This is a genomic window from Arcobacter suis CECT 7833 (genome assembly GCF_003544815.1).
GTDB classification, from domain to species: Bacteria; Campylobacterota; Campylobacteria; order Campylobacterales; family Arcobacteraceae; genus Aliarcobacter; species Aliarcobacter suis.
The window spans coordinates 2204615-2220134 of record NZ_CP032100.1 but is presented as its reverse complement, the minus strand read 5'-3'; the positions used below and the strand labels follow the sequence as shown (position 1 = coordinate 2220134).

Here is a 15520-nt window from a genome sequence, read left to right as displayed (position 1 = left end):
ATGGCTAAAAAACCTTCTAAATGCGAATGTCCAGCTGGTGAAAAATGGGCTGTTCCCTTTGCAGACTTTCTTAGTTTATTACTTGCTTTATTTATTGCTTTGTATGCATTAGCTTCTGTTAATATAGAAAAACAAAAAGCTTTAAAAGAAGAATTTGTAAAAATTTATAGTTTTAATACTCTTTCTCAAACTCTTGCTGAACCTCAAGAAGATGAACAAACCGCTACAACAGATCAAGAAAATGAAAAAACTGAGCCAGGAAAAGATTCTAATTTTGATAAAGCAATGGAAGAATTAAGCGAAATAGAAAATAGAAATACAAAAGATGGTAATTTATCAGAGATTAGTGATGGCGTGTTAATGACTCTACCTGCGAATTTATTATTTGAGTCAGGAAGAGCTGAAATTACGGGAGATTATGGTTCTTTATTTTTAAGCAGAATAGCTAAGATTATATCTATGATGCCTGTTGATACAGAAGTTAATGTAAAAGGTTTTGCAGAAGAACAAGAAATTGTGAAAAATTCAAAATATATAGATGCCCTTGATCTTTCAACAGCAAGAGCTAATAATGTATTAAGAGAATTGATAAGATATAAAGTGCCAAAAGAGAGATTATATTCAAGTGGACATGGTTCTAATAAAATAAATCCTTATCAAAAACAAATTGATGATAAATCAAATAGTAATAGAAAAGTTGAATTTGAAGTAAAAACTACAAAAAACAGTGAAAGTGAACCGGGAATTCAATCAATTTTTGAAGAGTTGAAATGAAAAAGAAAAAACATAATTTATTGTTGCCTCCTTCGAAATGTTGTTTGAAAAAATATTTAGATATGGATGTTATATCTAAATATGGTTCATTATTAGCGGTTTTAAGTATATTTTTATTACAGATTTATAATTTGTACATTGGATATAGTTTTTATACATCGTTAGTTTCTTTTTTTATGAATGGTATATTTTTATTAACAGTTTTAGTAAAAATTGAATTCGTAAGTATAAAAATAATTGAACCACATGTAAATAATATATTAAAAGTTTTAATTTTTGTTTTAGTATTGAATTTTTTTGGATATTGGCTATCTGAAATAAGCCTTTTCAACTATGTTTTTGCTCCAATAAGCCTTTTGGGTGCCTATCTGGTTTTTATGTTATTAATTAAATAGTTAAAAATTTATTTAATAAATTAATTAGCCGGATTTAGTTATAATAAATGACTCTTAGACATAAAATAGAATGATTTTAATTGGATAATCTTGCTGATTTAGCTAAAATTCTTAATATTGAATATAATGTTGAATCTTCTACTGTAAAATCAACAACAAGCCTATTATCAATAAGTTCAAAAAATGAGAATAAAGAAGAAATCCAAAATAACATAAAAAATGCAGTTTCTTTTATAGTAAACAAACATACTGAAAAAGCAAAATTTTATGAAAATGTAATTATGTCAAAATAAATAGGAAATATTATTATTGATGATAATTCTATAAATAAACCTAAAAAAACTTTAATAGTTGTTATTTCATTTATAAGTGGATTTATTTTATCAATATTTTTAGTATTTTTTATGCAATTTATAAATTCTATTAGAAAAGAAGATACTAAATAAATGTCTATATTAATTACTAGTGGTGCAGGCTATATTGGCTCTCATACTCTTGTTGTTTTAAGTGAAGCAGGGTATGATTTTGTAGTGTATGATAATTTATCAAATTCTTCAAAAGAGAGTATTAAAAGAGTAGAAAAAATTATAAATAAATCTATTTCTTTTGAAGAAGGTGATATAAGAGACAAAAAACTTTTAAAAATATGATATAGATTCGGTTATACATTTTGCTGGATTAAAAGCAGTCTGAGAATTAGTTCTTAAACCACATGAATATTATGATAACAATGTGATAGGAACACTACGACTTCTTGAAGTGATGAAAGAGTTTAATTGTAAAAAAATAGTTTTTCAAGCTCTGCAACTGTATATGGAAATTCAGCATCTAATCCTATTAAAGAAAATTTTCCAGTTGGAAATACAACAAATCCATGTGGAATGAGTAAATATATGATAGAAAGAATTTTAGAAGATTTATATTTATCAGATAACTCTTTTAAAATTACAATTCTAAGATATTTTAATCTAGTTGGAGCTCATGAAAGTGGAACTATAGGTGAAGAACCAAATGGAATACCAAATAATTTAATGCCATATATTTCTCAAGTCGCAGTAGGTATTAGAGAGTATTTAAATATTTTTGGTGGAGATTATAATACACATGATGGAACAGGTGTAAGAGATTATATTCATGTGGTCGATTTAGCTTTAGGACATGTTAAAGCGATTAATTATCTAAACTTAAATATTGAAATGAAACCTTTGATTGTGAATTTAGGAACAGGTAAAGGATATAGTGTACTAGATATGGTAAAAGCTTTCGAAAAAGCTAGTGGATATACTTAATAGAAGAAGCTGGAGATATTGCAACATGTTTTTCTAATCTATGTTTTGCAAAAGAGATTTTGGCTTGGGAAGCAAAAAAAGTCTTAATGATATGTGTGTTGATAGTTGGAAATGGCAAAGGAATAATTCAGATGGATATAAAGAGGTGGAAAAATGACAAATATAATTTTATGTGGAGGAAGTGGCATAAGATTATGGCCAGTAAGTAGAACACTTATGCCTAAACAGTTAGTTAAACTTTTTTTGAATAAATCGTTATTTCAGTTAACTGTTGAAAGAAATTCAAAAGTTTGTAAATCTCAATTTATAGTTTCAAATTCTGAACAATATTTTTTAGTATTAGATCAGTTGGAAGAATTAAATAAATAATAACTATCTTCTTGAACCAATTGGAAGAAATACAGCACCTGCGCTTTATCTTATATGTAATTAGGATATGATGAAATAGTTTTAGTAACACCAAGTGATCATTTAATAAAAGATGAAAAAGAATATGAAAAAGTTTTGAAAAAAGCAAAAGAGTTTGCAAAAGATAATAAATTGGTTACTTTTGGTATAACTCCTACTTTTGCAGAGACAGGATTTGGATATATTGAATCTTTGAATGAATTTGATGTAAAAGCTTTTTATGAAAAACCAGACTTTGATACGGCAACTTCATATTTAAAAGCTGGAAATTATTATTGGAATTCAGGAATGTTTTGTTTTAAAGCAGGTGTTTTTTTAGATGAATTAGAGAAATATTCTCCTGAAATTTATAATCAATCTTTAAATGCTTTTAATAATGCAAATAAAAATGAAATTATTAGAATTAAACATGAAGATATGATGGCAATTCCAGAAGATAGTATAGATTATGCTGTAATGGAAAAATCAGATATTGTAAAAGTAATTCCTTCAAATATAGATTGAAACGATGTAGGAAGCTTTGATGCATTATTTGAAGAATTACCAAAAGATAAAAATGGTAATACAAAAAATGATAATCATATTTCAATAGATTCAAAAAATGATAGATTTAAGTGGTTGAAGTGATATAAAAATTGAATTTTGTGGGTTAAGATGTGGAGAAAAACTTTATGAAGAACTTCTTATAAATGATAGTGATAAAAAAACAGATTATGAATCTATAACTGTAGCTGGCAAAACTGAATATGATATTGAAAAATTAAATCAAGATATATCTGAATTACTAATAGTTGAAGATAAATTAAATAAATTAAAAGAAATTGTACCTGAATTTAATCACATGATAAATTGATTCTAAGATTTTCTATAATAAAAAATAACTTTTATTATAGAAAAAAATACTTCTTTAAAACCTCAAAAAAACCTCTATAATAGCAATAGAATAGCATTTTAATAAAAAATTAAGTTTATAATTAATAATTTGTGAATATTAAGATTAAATTAATTTTTTTTATGTAAATATGGAACTTCAAAACATACTAAGGAGAGAAAATAATGAGTAAATTAGTTAAGTTTACAGCTGCTTTATTATTAAGCGTTACTTTTGCAAATGCTGAGAGTACTCAAGCTGATGCAAAAGCATTAGTTGACAGAGGTGTTGAATTTTGTAAAAAAGTTGGGGTTGCTGCTTGTGTTGAAGAGTTCAATAAACCTGAAAGTCAATTTGTAAAAGATGATTTATATATTTGGGCAAATGATTTTGATGGAATAATCACTGCACATCCAAAAAAACCTTTAAAAGGTAAAAACATGTACAGATATAAAGACAAAGCTGGAACACAATTATTCAAAGATTTTATTGATAAAGTAAAAGCTGATGGTTCTGGATGGGTTGATTATGTTTGGGATCACCCAACAAGAGGAGAACAAACTCCAAAAACTTCTTATGTAATTGGAATTGGTGAAAATCAGCTAATTGGTGCTGGTGTTTATAAATAATTCTAACATTTAAAGCTTTGAAATTTCAAAGCTTTAAATTTCTAAATAAGCTAAATAATAAATTTAATTTATTTAGGAATTTAAACTAAATATATAGGACTAAAAAATGTTTGGTATCAAAAATATGAATATTGGAAAAAAAATTATAGTGGCACCTGCAATTGCAGTATTATTTTTGATAATTTTGGCAATATTTTCTAACAATGCTTTAAAATCAGATAAACATACGCTAAATGAAATAGTGCAAGTAAAATTTGAATTATATAAAACAAGTAGTAAATTATTGAGTGATATAAATTTGTATAATTCTATTTTATATAAAGTTTTCAGTTATGCAACTGGTAAATATGAACAATTTATGATTGATGAGCAATTAGTACTTTTAGACAAACTAAAAATCACTATATCAAAAGATATGAATAACTTTTTGAAAGCGCCATATTTAACAGAAGTTAATAAAAAAAGTATAGAATCAGTTAATAAAGAGTTGATTGAATATAACTTAACAATAAGAGATGCTGTAGATATGCTAAGTGTCGATTTAGGAATGGCAACACCTATGTTATCTGTTACAGATGAGATATTTTTAAAAATAAATGAGCAATTAAATGCTATAAATAAAATTGCAAATGAAGAAAATAAATCTAGTTATTTGGATGCTTTAGAAAAAATAGATTCAACAATATATACTTTATATGCACTTATAATTATTGCTTTAATAGTATTGTTTTTCGTAATTTTAGCAATTACAAATTCTATTAAAGATCCTTTACAAAAATTCCAAAATGGACTTCTTGAATTTTTTAAATACTTAAATCAAGAAACAAGTGAATCGAAATTAATCGATATAAATTCAACAGATGAATTAGGAATTATGGCAAAAGAAGTAAATAGAAATATTTTAAATACAAATGAATCTATTCAAAAGGATAGATTAGTTGTTGAAAGTGCTATAAAATGTGCAAATGAAGCTAAAAAAGGTTTATTAAATACACGAATAGAGGGAATTACAAGAAATCCTTCATTAAATGAACTAAAAGATGTAATAAATCAAATGTTAGAAGCTACAGAATCAAATATCAAAAAAGCAATGAATATTTTATCTTTATATACAAATTATGATTACCGAAAGAAAATAGATATTTCAGGTTTAGATGGAGATTTAAAAGCTTTATGTACTGATATTAATAATCTTGGTATTGCAATTACTTCAATGTTAGTTGAAAATAAAAAAATAGGTTTAGTTTTATCATCAAATGCAGAAAATCTATCAAAAAATGTTGAAAAATTAACAGAATCTGCAAATATGCAAGCAGCATCATTAGAAGAAACAGCAGCGGCTATCGAGCAAATTACAGCAAATATGCAAAATAGTTCTCAAAATATTGTAAAAATGACAAGTTATGCAAATGAAGTTTCAAGTTCAGTAGTTATAGGTCAAGATTTGGCTTCAAGAACTGCTTTATCAATGGATGAAATAAATACACAAACAAATGCAATTGCTGATTCAATAACTATTATTGATCAAATAGCATTTCAAACAAATATTCTTTCTTTAAATGCAGCAGTAGAAGCAGCAACAGCAGGAGAAGCAGGAAAAGGATTTGCGGTTGTTGCAGCAGAAGTAAGAAATCTTGCAAGTAGAAGTGCAGAAGCAGCTAAAGAGATAAAAGATTTAGTAATAAATGCTACTAATAAGGCAAATGAAGGTAAAAATATTTCAAATGAAATGATACAAGGTTATGAAAAATTAAACAATAATATTCATAATACTTTATCTTTAATAAATGAAGTTTCACGTTCATCAAAAGAACAATTTAGCGCAATGGAACAAATAAACGATACTGTAAATAACTTAGATAATGTGACTCAACAAAATGCAGCATCAGCTTCAGAAGCAAATAAAGTAGCACGTGAAGTAAATGAAATAGCAGAAAAAGTTGTTGAACATACAAATGAAAAAGAGTTTGAAGGTAAATAGTAAATGATTATTTGGATATACTTGCAAAAAAGTAAATTAATCGGAGAAATATGAATTTTAATCAATTAGATGAAGAACAAAAAAAACAATTGCATACTCAAGCAATGGAACTAGCAACAAATTTGGGTGGTGTTAATTTTTTTCTTCAAATGATAGAAGATATAAAAACGGAAAAACCTCATGCCTTATTAAATAAAAGTTGTGTATTTCACTTTTCAAAAGGTAAATTAAACTGGAATAAACAACTATTTAAAGAAAGTATTAATAATCTATTTTCAGCTATGAGAAAAGAAGAAAAAGATGGAGATATGCTAAATGGTTTAGCACCAAAAGATTATAAAGAAACTATGAATATGATGAGAACTTTAAAACCTCTTATAATTACAGTTACTCCAAAAAAAGTTGATGAACCAAAAATGTTTGCATTTCCTATTTTAGATACAAGTGTAGAGAAAAAAACAAAAGTAGATATATTTTATAAAATGCTATTTTTTTATCATATTGATTTTGCAAAAGATGTTTTAACTTATGGAACAGAAGAAAATTAATGGATGGTAAAAAAAGATTTAATGTAAAACAAGGTTTAAAAGTAAACATTGTTTTAAAAGAAGATCAAAGAAGTGGGAAATTAACACAAGGTATTGTAAAAGATATTTTAACAAATTCACCAACTCATCCACATGGAATAAAAGTAAGACTTCAAGATGGACAAGTTGGTCGCGTTCAAGAGATTCTATAATAAAACTTTTAATAGTTCAGTTACTAGTAAATAAAAGGGTATACTGAACCTTGAAAGGTTTTTATGCCAAAACTACGATATATATATCAAACAATAGAGTTTGATAACATTGACATACATGTCAAAACACTAAAAGATAAACAACAATACGATGAAAAATGTGATTTAAACCCAACTGCTGGAATTTCTTCTGCAAATTGGTCTTTATTTGGTGTGATTTGGCCTTCCGCTAGAATCCTAGCAACTTTAATGAATAACTATAATATCAAAGATAAAAGAATCCTAGAAGTAGGGTGTGGAATAGCTCTTTCAAGTCTAGTATTAAATCACAGAAATGCAAATATAACAACAACAGATTTTAATCCTGAAGTAAAAAAATTCTTAAATGAAAACACAAGAATAAATTATGGAAAAGTAATACCTTTTGAGTGTGCAAATTGGGCAAATAGTGATGATACTTTAGGAAAATTTGATTTAATAATTGCAAGTGATATTTTATACGAACAGTTTCATTTAGAAGATTTAAGTAGATTTTTAAATGAACACACAAATGAAACTTGTGAGATAATAATAGTAGACCCAGGAAGAGGAAATCACGCTAAGTTTTCTAAAATGATGGTAGTTTTAGGATATGAACATAGTCAAAGTGAACCTTTGGATACGCAAGAGTATCTAGATGAGCCTTTTAATGGGCAAGTTATTTGTTATAGAAAAGGGTAATTCTTTAATCTATTTACAAAAGTTTTCAATCTCAGTAGCAAAATAAATAGGACACTCAATCATCGGATAGTGTCCGGCTTCCATACATTCAATTATCTCAAAATCATTATAATAAGGTTCAAAAAGTTTTTTAATATGTAGTTTATTAAACACAGGAAAGTCATGTTTACCTGTTATGATTTTAATTGGAATCTTTATATCTTTTACTTCATTTATAAAATCAGTTGTTAGATACATAGTCATATATCCAACTCTGGCTCCCAAAGTTGAGGCTTCATATGCCATTTTTACTCTATAATCAAACCAAGTTTTGCTATATCTTTTGCTTGCTGCTTCTACGATTTCTTCAATTTTATTTTTATTCTCTTTAATAGCAGTTATTAAATCGTTTTGTGCTTGAGCTTTCATTTTTATTCCAGCTGCTGAGATTGGAGTAATAAGAATTAGTTGTTTTATTCTGTCATCGATTAGAGCTACTTTTTGGGCTATCATTGTTGACATTGAGTGTGCAAGTAAATTAACTTCTGAAAGTTTTAGTTTTGTGATGAGATTTTTTACATCATTTGCTGCTTCATCACAAGTATATTCACCACTTATATCTTTTGATAAACCATAACCTCTGTGGTCAGCAAAAATATATGTGAAGTTTGTGGTATCAATATATGGCAAAATTGGATCAAAATTTGTGTGGTTTCCCATTAGTTCATGTAAAACTAAGATATATTTTTTTCCACAACCTATAATTTTATGTCCAAGTATTGTCATGTAATTATCCTTGTTCTTTATATTTTTTTAGAAAAATCAAACATAAGCCTACACCAAATAAAGCCATTAAAGCACCACTTAGTGATGGATAATTATAATTTAATCCCATAAATAAAGGGATTCCTCCTAAAAATGCACCTAAAGAATTAGCAATATTAAATGCAGCTTGTAAAAATGCAGCTCCAAGCATAGCAGAGTGTTTTGCACTATCTAACATGATAATATTAATAGGTGCACCAATAGACATAGCAAATGCACCACATAAAAATGTAAGAACAACAGTCGCAAATTTATATTCTGATAGGAAAAATACTAATAATAAACATAAAACCATCATCGATAAAAGGAAGATAGCTACTTTTATAGGATTTCTTTTATCTGCTAAATATCCTCCAACTATATTTCCAACTAACATTCCCAAACCAGCTACAATCATCAAGTAAGAGACACTGCTTTCTGCAAAATTTGTAACATGAATTAATAGTGGAGCAATATAACTAATCCATGCAAATAATCCACCAAACCCAGTTGCAACGATGGCTAATATATGCCAAGCTTTGATTGTTTTGAAAAATTGTAATTCCTCTTTTAATGTAACTGTTTTTACTTCTTTTTGTTTAGGAAGATTTTTATATAAAGAAAATATTGTTATTAAGCCGATTATTGAAACTATTGCAAAAGCATATCTCCAAGAAAAAGTATGACCAAGATATGTAGTAAGTGGAACCATAGCAACATTTGCAATGGTAAGCCCTGTAAACATTACTGCAATTGCTTGTGCTGATTTTCCTTTTTGAGCAAGTTTTGCAGCAACAACAGTTCCAACACCAAAAAAAGCTCCATGGGGTAAACCACTAAAAAATCTTGATATTAATAATGTAGAGTAATTAGGTGCAATAGCAGATAAAAAGTTAAAAAATGTGAAAAGAACCATAAAAGCAATTAAGATATTTTTAGCTGGAAATTTTGCACTTAAAGCAACTAAAATTGGTGCTCCAATAACTACTCCTAATGCGTATGTTGAGATTAAATGTCCAGCAACTGGAATACTAATATTTAAGTCATTTGCAACATCAGGGAGTAATCCCATAATAGCAAATTCTGTAGTACCAATAGCAAGACCACCTAAAGCTAGGGGGAATAATTGTTTTGTCATCATTTTAAGTATCTTTTATTTTAAATATTTTTTGCAATTCTAGTGGGAAAAATTTATTCTTAACTTAAATGAGAATTCAATTAATTTCTTGATGTAAAATATGTAAATTTAACTAAAGAATTATTAAGTATATATTCAGTATAATCCCGTACTTTTTTAGAAAACTAAAATATTATAAGTTTCCTAGAATGGGAGTATCGTTTCAACTAAATGTTGATTTGCACGAGAAGCATGGGTAAGGCTATAATTACTCAAACCAATTTATATAAAGGAAAGAAATGCCTACAATCAATCAGCTTGTAAGAAATGAGCGAAAAAAGGTTATTAAAAAATCTAAATCGCCAGCATTAAAAGAATGTCCACAAAGAAGAGGAGTATGTACAAGAGTATATACAACTACACCTAAAAAACCTAACTCGGCTTTAAGAAAAGTTGCAAAAGTTAGATTAACTACAGGTTTTGAAGTTATTTCATATATCGGTGGAGAAGGTCACAACTTACAAGAACACTCAATTGTTTTAGTAAGAGGGGGAAGAGTTAAGGATTTACCTGGGGTTAAATACCACATCGTAAGAGGTGCTTTAGATACTGCTGGTGTTGCAAACAGAACTGTTGCAAGATCTAAATATGGTACTAAAAAAGCTAAAGCTAAGAAAAAGTAGAAGGATAGAAAATGAGAAGAAGAAAAGCTCCAGTTAGAGAAATAATGGCTGATCCTATCTACAATAGTAAAGTGATCACAAAATTCGTTAATACAGTAATGCAAGATGGTAAAAAATCTACTGCTGAAAAAATTATGTATGGTGCAATTGCTAACTTAGATGCTAGAGGTGAAGCTTCAGGTATTGAATTATTTGAAAAAGCAATTGAAAATGTTAAACCACTTTTAGAAGTAAGATCTAGAAGAGTTGGTGGAGCTACATACCAAGTTCCTGTTGAAGTAAGACCTGTAAGAAGACAAACTTTAGCATTAAGATGGCTAGTAGAATATGCTAGAAAAAGAAATGAAAGAACTATGGTAGAAAGATTAGCTAACGAATTATTCGAAGCTGCTAATGAAAGAGGTTCATCTTTCAAGAAGAAAGAAGATATGCATAGAATGGCAGAAGCTAATAAAGCATTTGCACACTACAGATGGTAGGAATTATAAATGGCTAGAAAAACACCACTTAACAGAGTTAGAAATATTGGTATTGCTGCTCACATTGATGCTGGAAAAACAACAACTACTGAAAGAATTTTATTCTACACAGGTGTTTCACATAAAATCGGTGAGGTTCATGAAGGTGCTGCAACTATGGACTGGATGGAACAAGAGCAAGAAAGAGGTATTACAATTACTTCTGCTGCTACTACTTGTCACTGGAAACACCCAAAAACTAATGAAGATTTAATGATTAACATTATTGACACTCCGGGTCACGTTGACTTTACTATTGAAGTTGAAAGATCTATGAGGGTTCTTGATGGAGCTGTTGCAGTATTTTGTTCAGTAGGTGGAGTTCAACCACAATCTGAAACTGTTTGGAGACAAGCTAATAAATATAGAGTACCAAGAATGATATTCGTTAATAAAATGGATAGAACGGGTGCAGATTTTTATAATGTTTTAAACCAAGTTAATGAAAGATTAAAATCAAATGCGGTTCCAATTCAATTACCAATTGGTGCAGAAGAAAACTTCAAAGGTATTGTAGATTTAGTTCAAATGAAAGCTATCGTTTGGGATGAAGATGCAGCAATGGGTTCTAATTACCATATTGAAGAAATTCCAGCGGATATGATGGAAATTGCAGAAGAATATAGAGAAAAAATGATTGAATCAGCTGCTGAGTCAATCGAAGAGTTAATGGAAAAATATCTTGAGGGTGTAGAGTTAACTGAAGAAGAAATTACAGCTGGTATTAAAGCTGGTTGTTTAAATATGACTATTACTCCAATGACTTGTGGAACTGCATTCAAAAATAAAGGTGTTCAAACTTTACTTGATGCTGTTGCTATGTATTTACCAGCTCCAACTGAAGTTGCTGATATTAATGGTGAAACTCAAGATGGTGAAGCTGTTATTGTTCCTTCAACAGACGAAGGTGAAGTAGCTGCCCTTGCATTTAAAATTATGACTGACCCATTTGTTGGACAGTTAACATTTACAAGAGTTTATAGAGGGGTTTTAGAATCTGGAACTTATGTTTATAACTCTACAAAAATGAAAAAAGAAAGAATCGGAAGATTACTTAAAATGCATGCTAATAATAGAGAAGAAATCAAAGAGCTTTATGCTGGAGAAATCGGTGCTGTTGTTGGTTTAAAATATACAATTACTGGAGATACACTTGCTTCTGAAAAAGATCCTGTTATCTTAGAAAGAATGGAATTTCCAGAACCTGTTATTTCTGTTGCAGTTGAACCAAAAACTAAAGCTGACCAAGAGAAAATGGGTATTGCATTAGGAAAATTAGCAGAAGAAGATCCATCATTCAGAGTTAATACTGATGAAGAATCTGGACAAACTATTATTTCAGGAATGGGTGAATTACACCTTGAAATTCTTGTAGATAGAATGAAAAGAGAATTTAAAGTTGAAGCTGAAGTTGGTGCTCCTCAAGTTGCTTATAGAGAAACAATTAAAAATGCTGTTAAACAAGAGTATAAATACGCAAAACAATCAGGTGGTAAAGGTCAATACGGTCACGTATATTTAGACATTAAACCATTAGTTGGAAGCGAAGAAAACTTTAAATTTAACAATGATATCAAAGGTGGAACTGTTCCTAAAGAATATATTCCAGCTGTTGAAAAAGGTTGTTTTGAAGCAATGCAAGGTGGTATTTTAGCTGGTTATCCAATGGTTAATATTGAAGTAACACTTTATGATGGTTCTTACCATGATGTGGATTCATCTGAAATGGCATTTAAATTAGCTGCTTCAATGGGATTCAAACAAGGTTGTAGATCTGCTGCTGCTCAAGCTGTAATCTTAGAACCAATTATGAGAGTTGAGATTGAAACACCTGAAGATTATATGGGTGATTGTATCGGCGATTGTAATAAAAGAAGAGGACAAATTCAGTCTATGGATGACAGAGCTGGTGTTAAACTAGTTGTTGCATTAATTCCATTATCTGAAATGTTCGGATACTCTACAGACTTAAGATCTATGTCTCAAGGTAGAGCTACATATTCAATGATTTTTGATAACTATTCAGAAGTTCCAAAAAATGTTTCTGATGAAATTATTAAAAAGAGAAATGGTTAATTCTTAACTATTTTTTTTAAAAGGGATGTGCTTTTGCATATCCCTTTTTTTATGTTTTAAATTTATTTAAGTTATTGATATAATTGGCTAAAATAGTTTATATAAATTTAAAAATTGGAATAATTTTGAGAATAGAAAAAAATAGTGAATTATTAACTAATATTAAAAGTGCAGGAATTATTTTAAAACCATCAAGCCCTGAACTAAAAGATATATATTTAAAAATCAAAACTCTTTTTGAAGAGGCTAATATAAATATATATTTAGAAGATAATTCAGCAAATATGATTTCTTTAAATGGTTATTCTCTAGATGAACTTTGCCAAAAAGTTGATTTTTTAATTTCAGTTGGTGGAGATGGAACACTGCTTTCTGTTGTGAGAAAATCTTTTAAATTTGATAAGGCAGTTTTAGGAATTAATTTAGGAACTTTAGGTTTTCTAACAGATATTTCAATGGAACAACTGCCTGATTTTATTAAAGATTTGAAAAAAGGTATTTATAAAATTGATAATAGAATGATGGTTGAAGGAAGTGTAAATTTAAATAAATTTGTAGCATTCAATGATATTGTAATTTCAAGAAAATCAATTTCATCTATGATAAAAATAGCTGGTAAAATTGATGGAAAACATTTTAATTCATATTATGGTGATGGAGTAATTATTTCAACACCAACTGGATCAACGGCTTATAATTTATCAGTTGGTGGACCTATTGTTTATCCTTTAACTGAAGCATTTATTGTAACACCTGTGGCACCTCACTCATTAACTCAAAGACCTCTAGTAATGCCAGTTGATTTTGAAATAGAATTTAAGATTATTGATAATCAAGGAGCAGTTGTTATTGTTGATGGTCAAGATATTTATGAAGTTGAACAAAATCAATCAATTAAAATCAAAATTGCTAAACAAAAAGCAAAAATGATACACAGAATTCAAAGAGATTATTTTGAAGTGTTAAATGAAAAATTAAGATGGGGTAATTAACATTGATAGCAAGAGTATATTTAAAAGATTGTTTGTCTTTTGAAGAAGTAGATTTAGAGTTTAAAAGTGGATTAAATATTTTTACAGGTCCAAGTGGTGCTGGAAAATCTATATTAATGCAGGCAATTTTGTCACTATTTGCACTAACTGAGGTAAAAGCAAATATTGGTGAAGTATTATTAAATGATTCAAAAATTAATGATGAAAGTTATGATTTATCTTATGATGATGACATTATTATTAAAAGTATAAAAAAAGATAAAGTTAGATATTTTTTAAATAATCAATCCGTATCAAAGAAAAATCTTAATGATTTTTCTTTGAAGTTGATAAAACATCTAAACTTAAAAGACACTTCAGAATTTGATAGTTTTAAACTTCTAGATTTTTTAGACAAATTAACTTCTCAAAAGAAAAAAGAGTTTAACAATATAAAAGAAAATTTTAATAATTCTTATAAAAAATTAGTACATGTAAAAAAAGAGTTACAAAAAATATTAGATGACGAGACTAAATTAGAGGATTTAAAAGAGTTCGCAAGATTTGAGATTGATAAAATTGAACAAATAAATCCAAGCATTGATGAATATGAAGAGTTAAATTTAGTAAAAAAAAGATTAGCAAAAAAAGAAAAAATAGAAGTTGCAATAAAAAAAGCATCTGGAATTATGGAATTTAATCAGAATGTTACCGCTGCTTTAGAATTAATGGAAGTAGATTCAAGTTTTTTTGATGAAACAATGAATGAATTAAATAATATTTTTGAAAGATTTAATGATTCTTTACATGAACTTGATGATATAAATATTGAAAATGTTTTAGACAGAATTGAAAAATTATCAGCTTTACAAAAAAGATTTGGCTCAATTGAAGAGTGTTTAAAATACAAAGAGCAAAAAAAAGAAGAGTTATCTTCTTATGAAAATATTTTTTTCCAAAAAGAAAAATTAGAAAAAGAATTTAATGACTTAAATACAAACTTAATACTTTTATCAAAAGAGATCTCACAATATAGAAAAGAGAGTTCATCTATTTTAGAAAAAAAAATAAATGAATATTTGAAATTTTTATATTTAAGTAATGCAAAAATAGTAATAAGTGAAAAGAATCTTGATTTTTCAGGTTTGGATGAAGTGAGTTTTGAGTTGAATGGGGTGAGTCTAGATACTATTAGTTCAGGTGAATATAATAGACTTAGACTTGCACTTTTAACATCTATGAGTGAATTTGATATTGTAGATAATGGGATACTTTTTTTAGATGAAATTGATGCAAATTTAAGTGGAAAAGAGAGTGATGCAATTTCAAAAGTTTTAAAAAAATTGAGTAACTCTTATCAAATATTTGCAATTTCTCACCAACCTCAATTAACCTCAAGTGCAGATCAACATTTTTTAGTGGATAAACTCAATGGAAAATCTTTTGTGAAAGAGTTAAATAGTAAAGAAAAAATTAATGAAATAGCAAGAATGATAAGTGGTGAGAAAGTAACTCCTGAAGCTTTAGATTTTGCAAAGAACCTTTTAAAATCGTAAATACTTGACA

18 protein-coding genes and 2 pseudogenes are annotated in these 15520 nt (G+C 28.0%); 18 read left to right on the top strand and 2 right to left on the bottom strand.

Annotated features, from left to right (window positions below; translation table 11 throughout):
• The 13 genes and pseudogenes from motB to ASUIS_RS11370 all read left to right on the top strand — a co-directional run bounded on the left by motB (position 1) and on the right by ASUIS_RS11370 (position 7806).
• The gene (motB, locus tag ASUIS_RS11420; protein WP_118887221.1) at positions 1-774 is read left to right on the top strand and encodes a flagellar motor protein MotB; all 774 of its coding nucleotides are present in this window, start codon (positions 1-3) and stop codon (positions 772-774) included.
• The gene (locus ASUIS_RS11415) at positions 771-1169 is read left to right on the top strand and encodes a hypothetical protein (protein ID WP_118887220.1); all 399 of its coding nucleotides are present in this window, start codon (positions 771-773) and stop codon (positions 1167-1169) included. Before motB ends, ASUIS_RS11415 begins: the two co-directional genes overlap by 4 nt.
• Before the next feature lie 80 nt (positions 1170-1249).
• The gene (locus ASUIS_RS11410; protein ID WP_118887219.1) at positions 1250-1462 is read left to right on the top strand and encodes a hypothetical protein; all 213 of its coding nucleotides are present in this window, start codon (positions 1250-1252) and stop codon (positions 1460-1462) included.
• The gene (locus ASUIS_RS14015) at positions 1463-1615 is read left to right on the top strand and encodes a GNVR domain-containing protein (protein ID WP_407923315.1); all 153 of its coding nucleotides are present in this window, start codon (positions 1463-1465) and stop codon (positions 1613-1615) included.
• Positions 1616-1819, top strand: a complete 204-nt coding sequence (locus ASUIS_RS14035) for a GDP-mannose 4,6-dehydratase (RefSeq protein ID WP_268877096.1) — start codon at positions 1616-1618, stop codon at positions 1817-1819.
• 186 nt (positions 1820-2005) lie between these two features.
• A complete protein-coding gene (locus ASUIS_RS14030) occupies positions 2006-2458 on the top strand; it encodes an NAD-dependent epimerase/dehydratase family protein (RefSeq protein WP_268877110.1) in 453 nt (150 codons plus the stop codon).
• Between the two features lie 153 nt (positions 2459-2611).
• Positions 2612-3370 (top strand): annotated as a pseudogene (locus tag ASUIS_RS11400) (mannose-1-phosphate guanylyltransferase).
• A gap of 91 nt (positions 3371-3461) precedes the next feature.
• Positions 3462-3719, top strand: a pseudogene (locus ASUIS_RS11395) (polysaccharide biosynthesis protein); the annotation flags it as partial.
• A 203-nt stretch (positions 3720-3922) separates the two neighbouring features.
• Positions 3923-4366 carry a cache domain-containing protein gene (locus ASUIS_RS11390; protein ID WP_118887218.1) on the top strand — a complete coding sequence of 148 codons (444 nt, stop codon included), beginning with the start codon at positions 3923-3925 and terminating at the stop codon, positions 4364-4366.
• 106 nt (positions 4367-4472) lie between these two features.
• Positions 4473-6347, top strand: a complete 1875-nt coding sequence (locus ASUIS_RS11385) for a methyl-accepting chemotaxis protein (protein ID WP_118887217.1) — start codon at positions 4473-4475, stop codon at positions 6345-6347.
• A gap of 50 nt (positions 6348-6397) precedes the next feature.
• Entirely contained in the window at positions 6398-6895 is a 498-nt protein-coding gene (locus tag ASUIS_RS11380; RefSeq protein WP_118887216.1) for a hypothetical protein, read from the top strand.
• Entirely contained in the window at positions 6895-7086 is a 192-nt protein-coding gene (locus tag ASUIS_RS11375) for a YwbE family protein (protein WP_108559633.1), read from the top strand. The genes ASUIS_RS11380 and ASUIS_RS11375 overlap by 1 nt, the downstream gene beginning before the upstream one ends.
• Positions 7087-7149: 63 nt before the next feature.
• Entirely contained in the window at positions 7150-7806 is a 657-nt protein-coding gene (locus tag ASUIS_RS11370) for a class I SAM-dependent methyltransferase (RefSeq protein WP_118887215.1), read from the top strand.
• Between the two features lie 9 nt (positions 7807-7815).
• Here the strand turns inward: ASUIS_RS11370 and ASUIS_RS11365 are convergent, their stop codons facing one another.
• Positions 7816-8571 carry an alpha/beta fold hydrolase gene (locus ASUIS_RS11365; protein WP_118887214.1) on the bottom strand — a complete coding sequence of 252 codons (756 nt, stop codon included), beginning with the start codon at positions 8569-8571 and terminating at the stop codon, positions 7816-7818.
• A gap of 4 nt (positions 8572-8575) precedes the next feature.
• Positions 8576-9727: an MFS transporter gene (locus ASUIS_RS11360; protein WP_118887693.1), complete on the bottom strand. Its 1152-nt coding sequence runs from the start codon at positions 9725-9727 to the stop codon at positions 8576-8578.
• Between the two features lie 278 nt (positions 9728-10005).
• Here ASUIS_RS11360 and rpsL point away from each other — a divergent pair, with 278 nt between their 5' ends.
• The 5 genes from rpsL (at position 10006) to ASUIS_RS11335 (ending at position 15510) form a co-directional block, all read left to right on the top strand.
• Positions 10006-10389: a 30S ribosomal protein S12 gene (gene rpsL, locus ASUIS_RS11355; RefSeq protein ID WP_108559629.1), complete on the top strand. Its 384-nt coding sequence runs from the start codon at positions 10006-10008 to the stop codon at positions 10387-10389.
• Positions 10390-10400: 11 nt separating this feature from the next.
• Positions 10401-10868 carry a 30S ribosomal protein S7 gene (gene rpsG, locus ASUIS_RS11350; protein WP_118887213.1) on the top strand — a complete coding sequence of 156 codons (468 nt, stop codon included), beginning with the start codon at positions 10401-10403 and terminating at the stop codon, positions 10866-10868.
• Between the two features lie 9 nt (positions 10869-10877).
• Positions 10878-12983 (top strand): elongation factor G, encoded by a 2106-nt coding sequence (fusA, locus tag ASUIS_RS11345; RefSeq protein WP_118887212.1) that lies wholly within the window; start codon positions 10878-10880, stop codon positions 12981-12983.
• A gap of 125 nt (positions 12984-13108) precedes the next feature.
• A complete protein-coding gene (locus tag ASUIS_RS11340; protein ID WP_118887692.1) occupies positions 13109-13975 on the top strand; it encodes an NAD(+)/NADH kinase in 867 nt (288 codons plus the stop codon).
• Between the two features lie 2 nt (positions 13976-13977).
• Positions 13978-15510, top strand: coding sequence for a DNA repair protein RecN (locus ASUIS_RS11335; RefSeq protein ID WP_118887211.1), 1533 nt, complete (start codon positions 13978-13980; stop codon positions 15508-15510).
• The last annotated feature ends 10 nt before the right edge of the window (positions 15511-15520 follow it).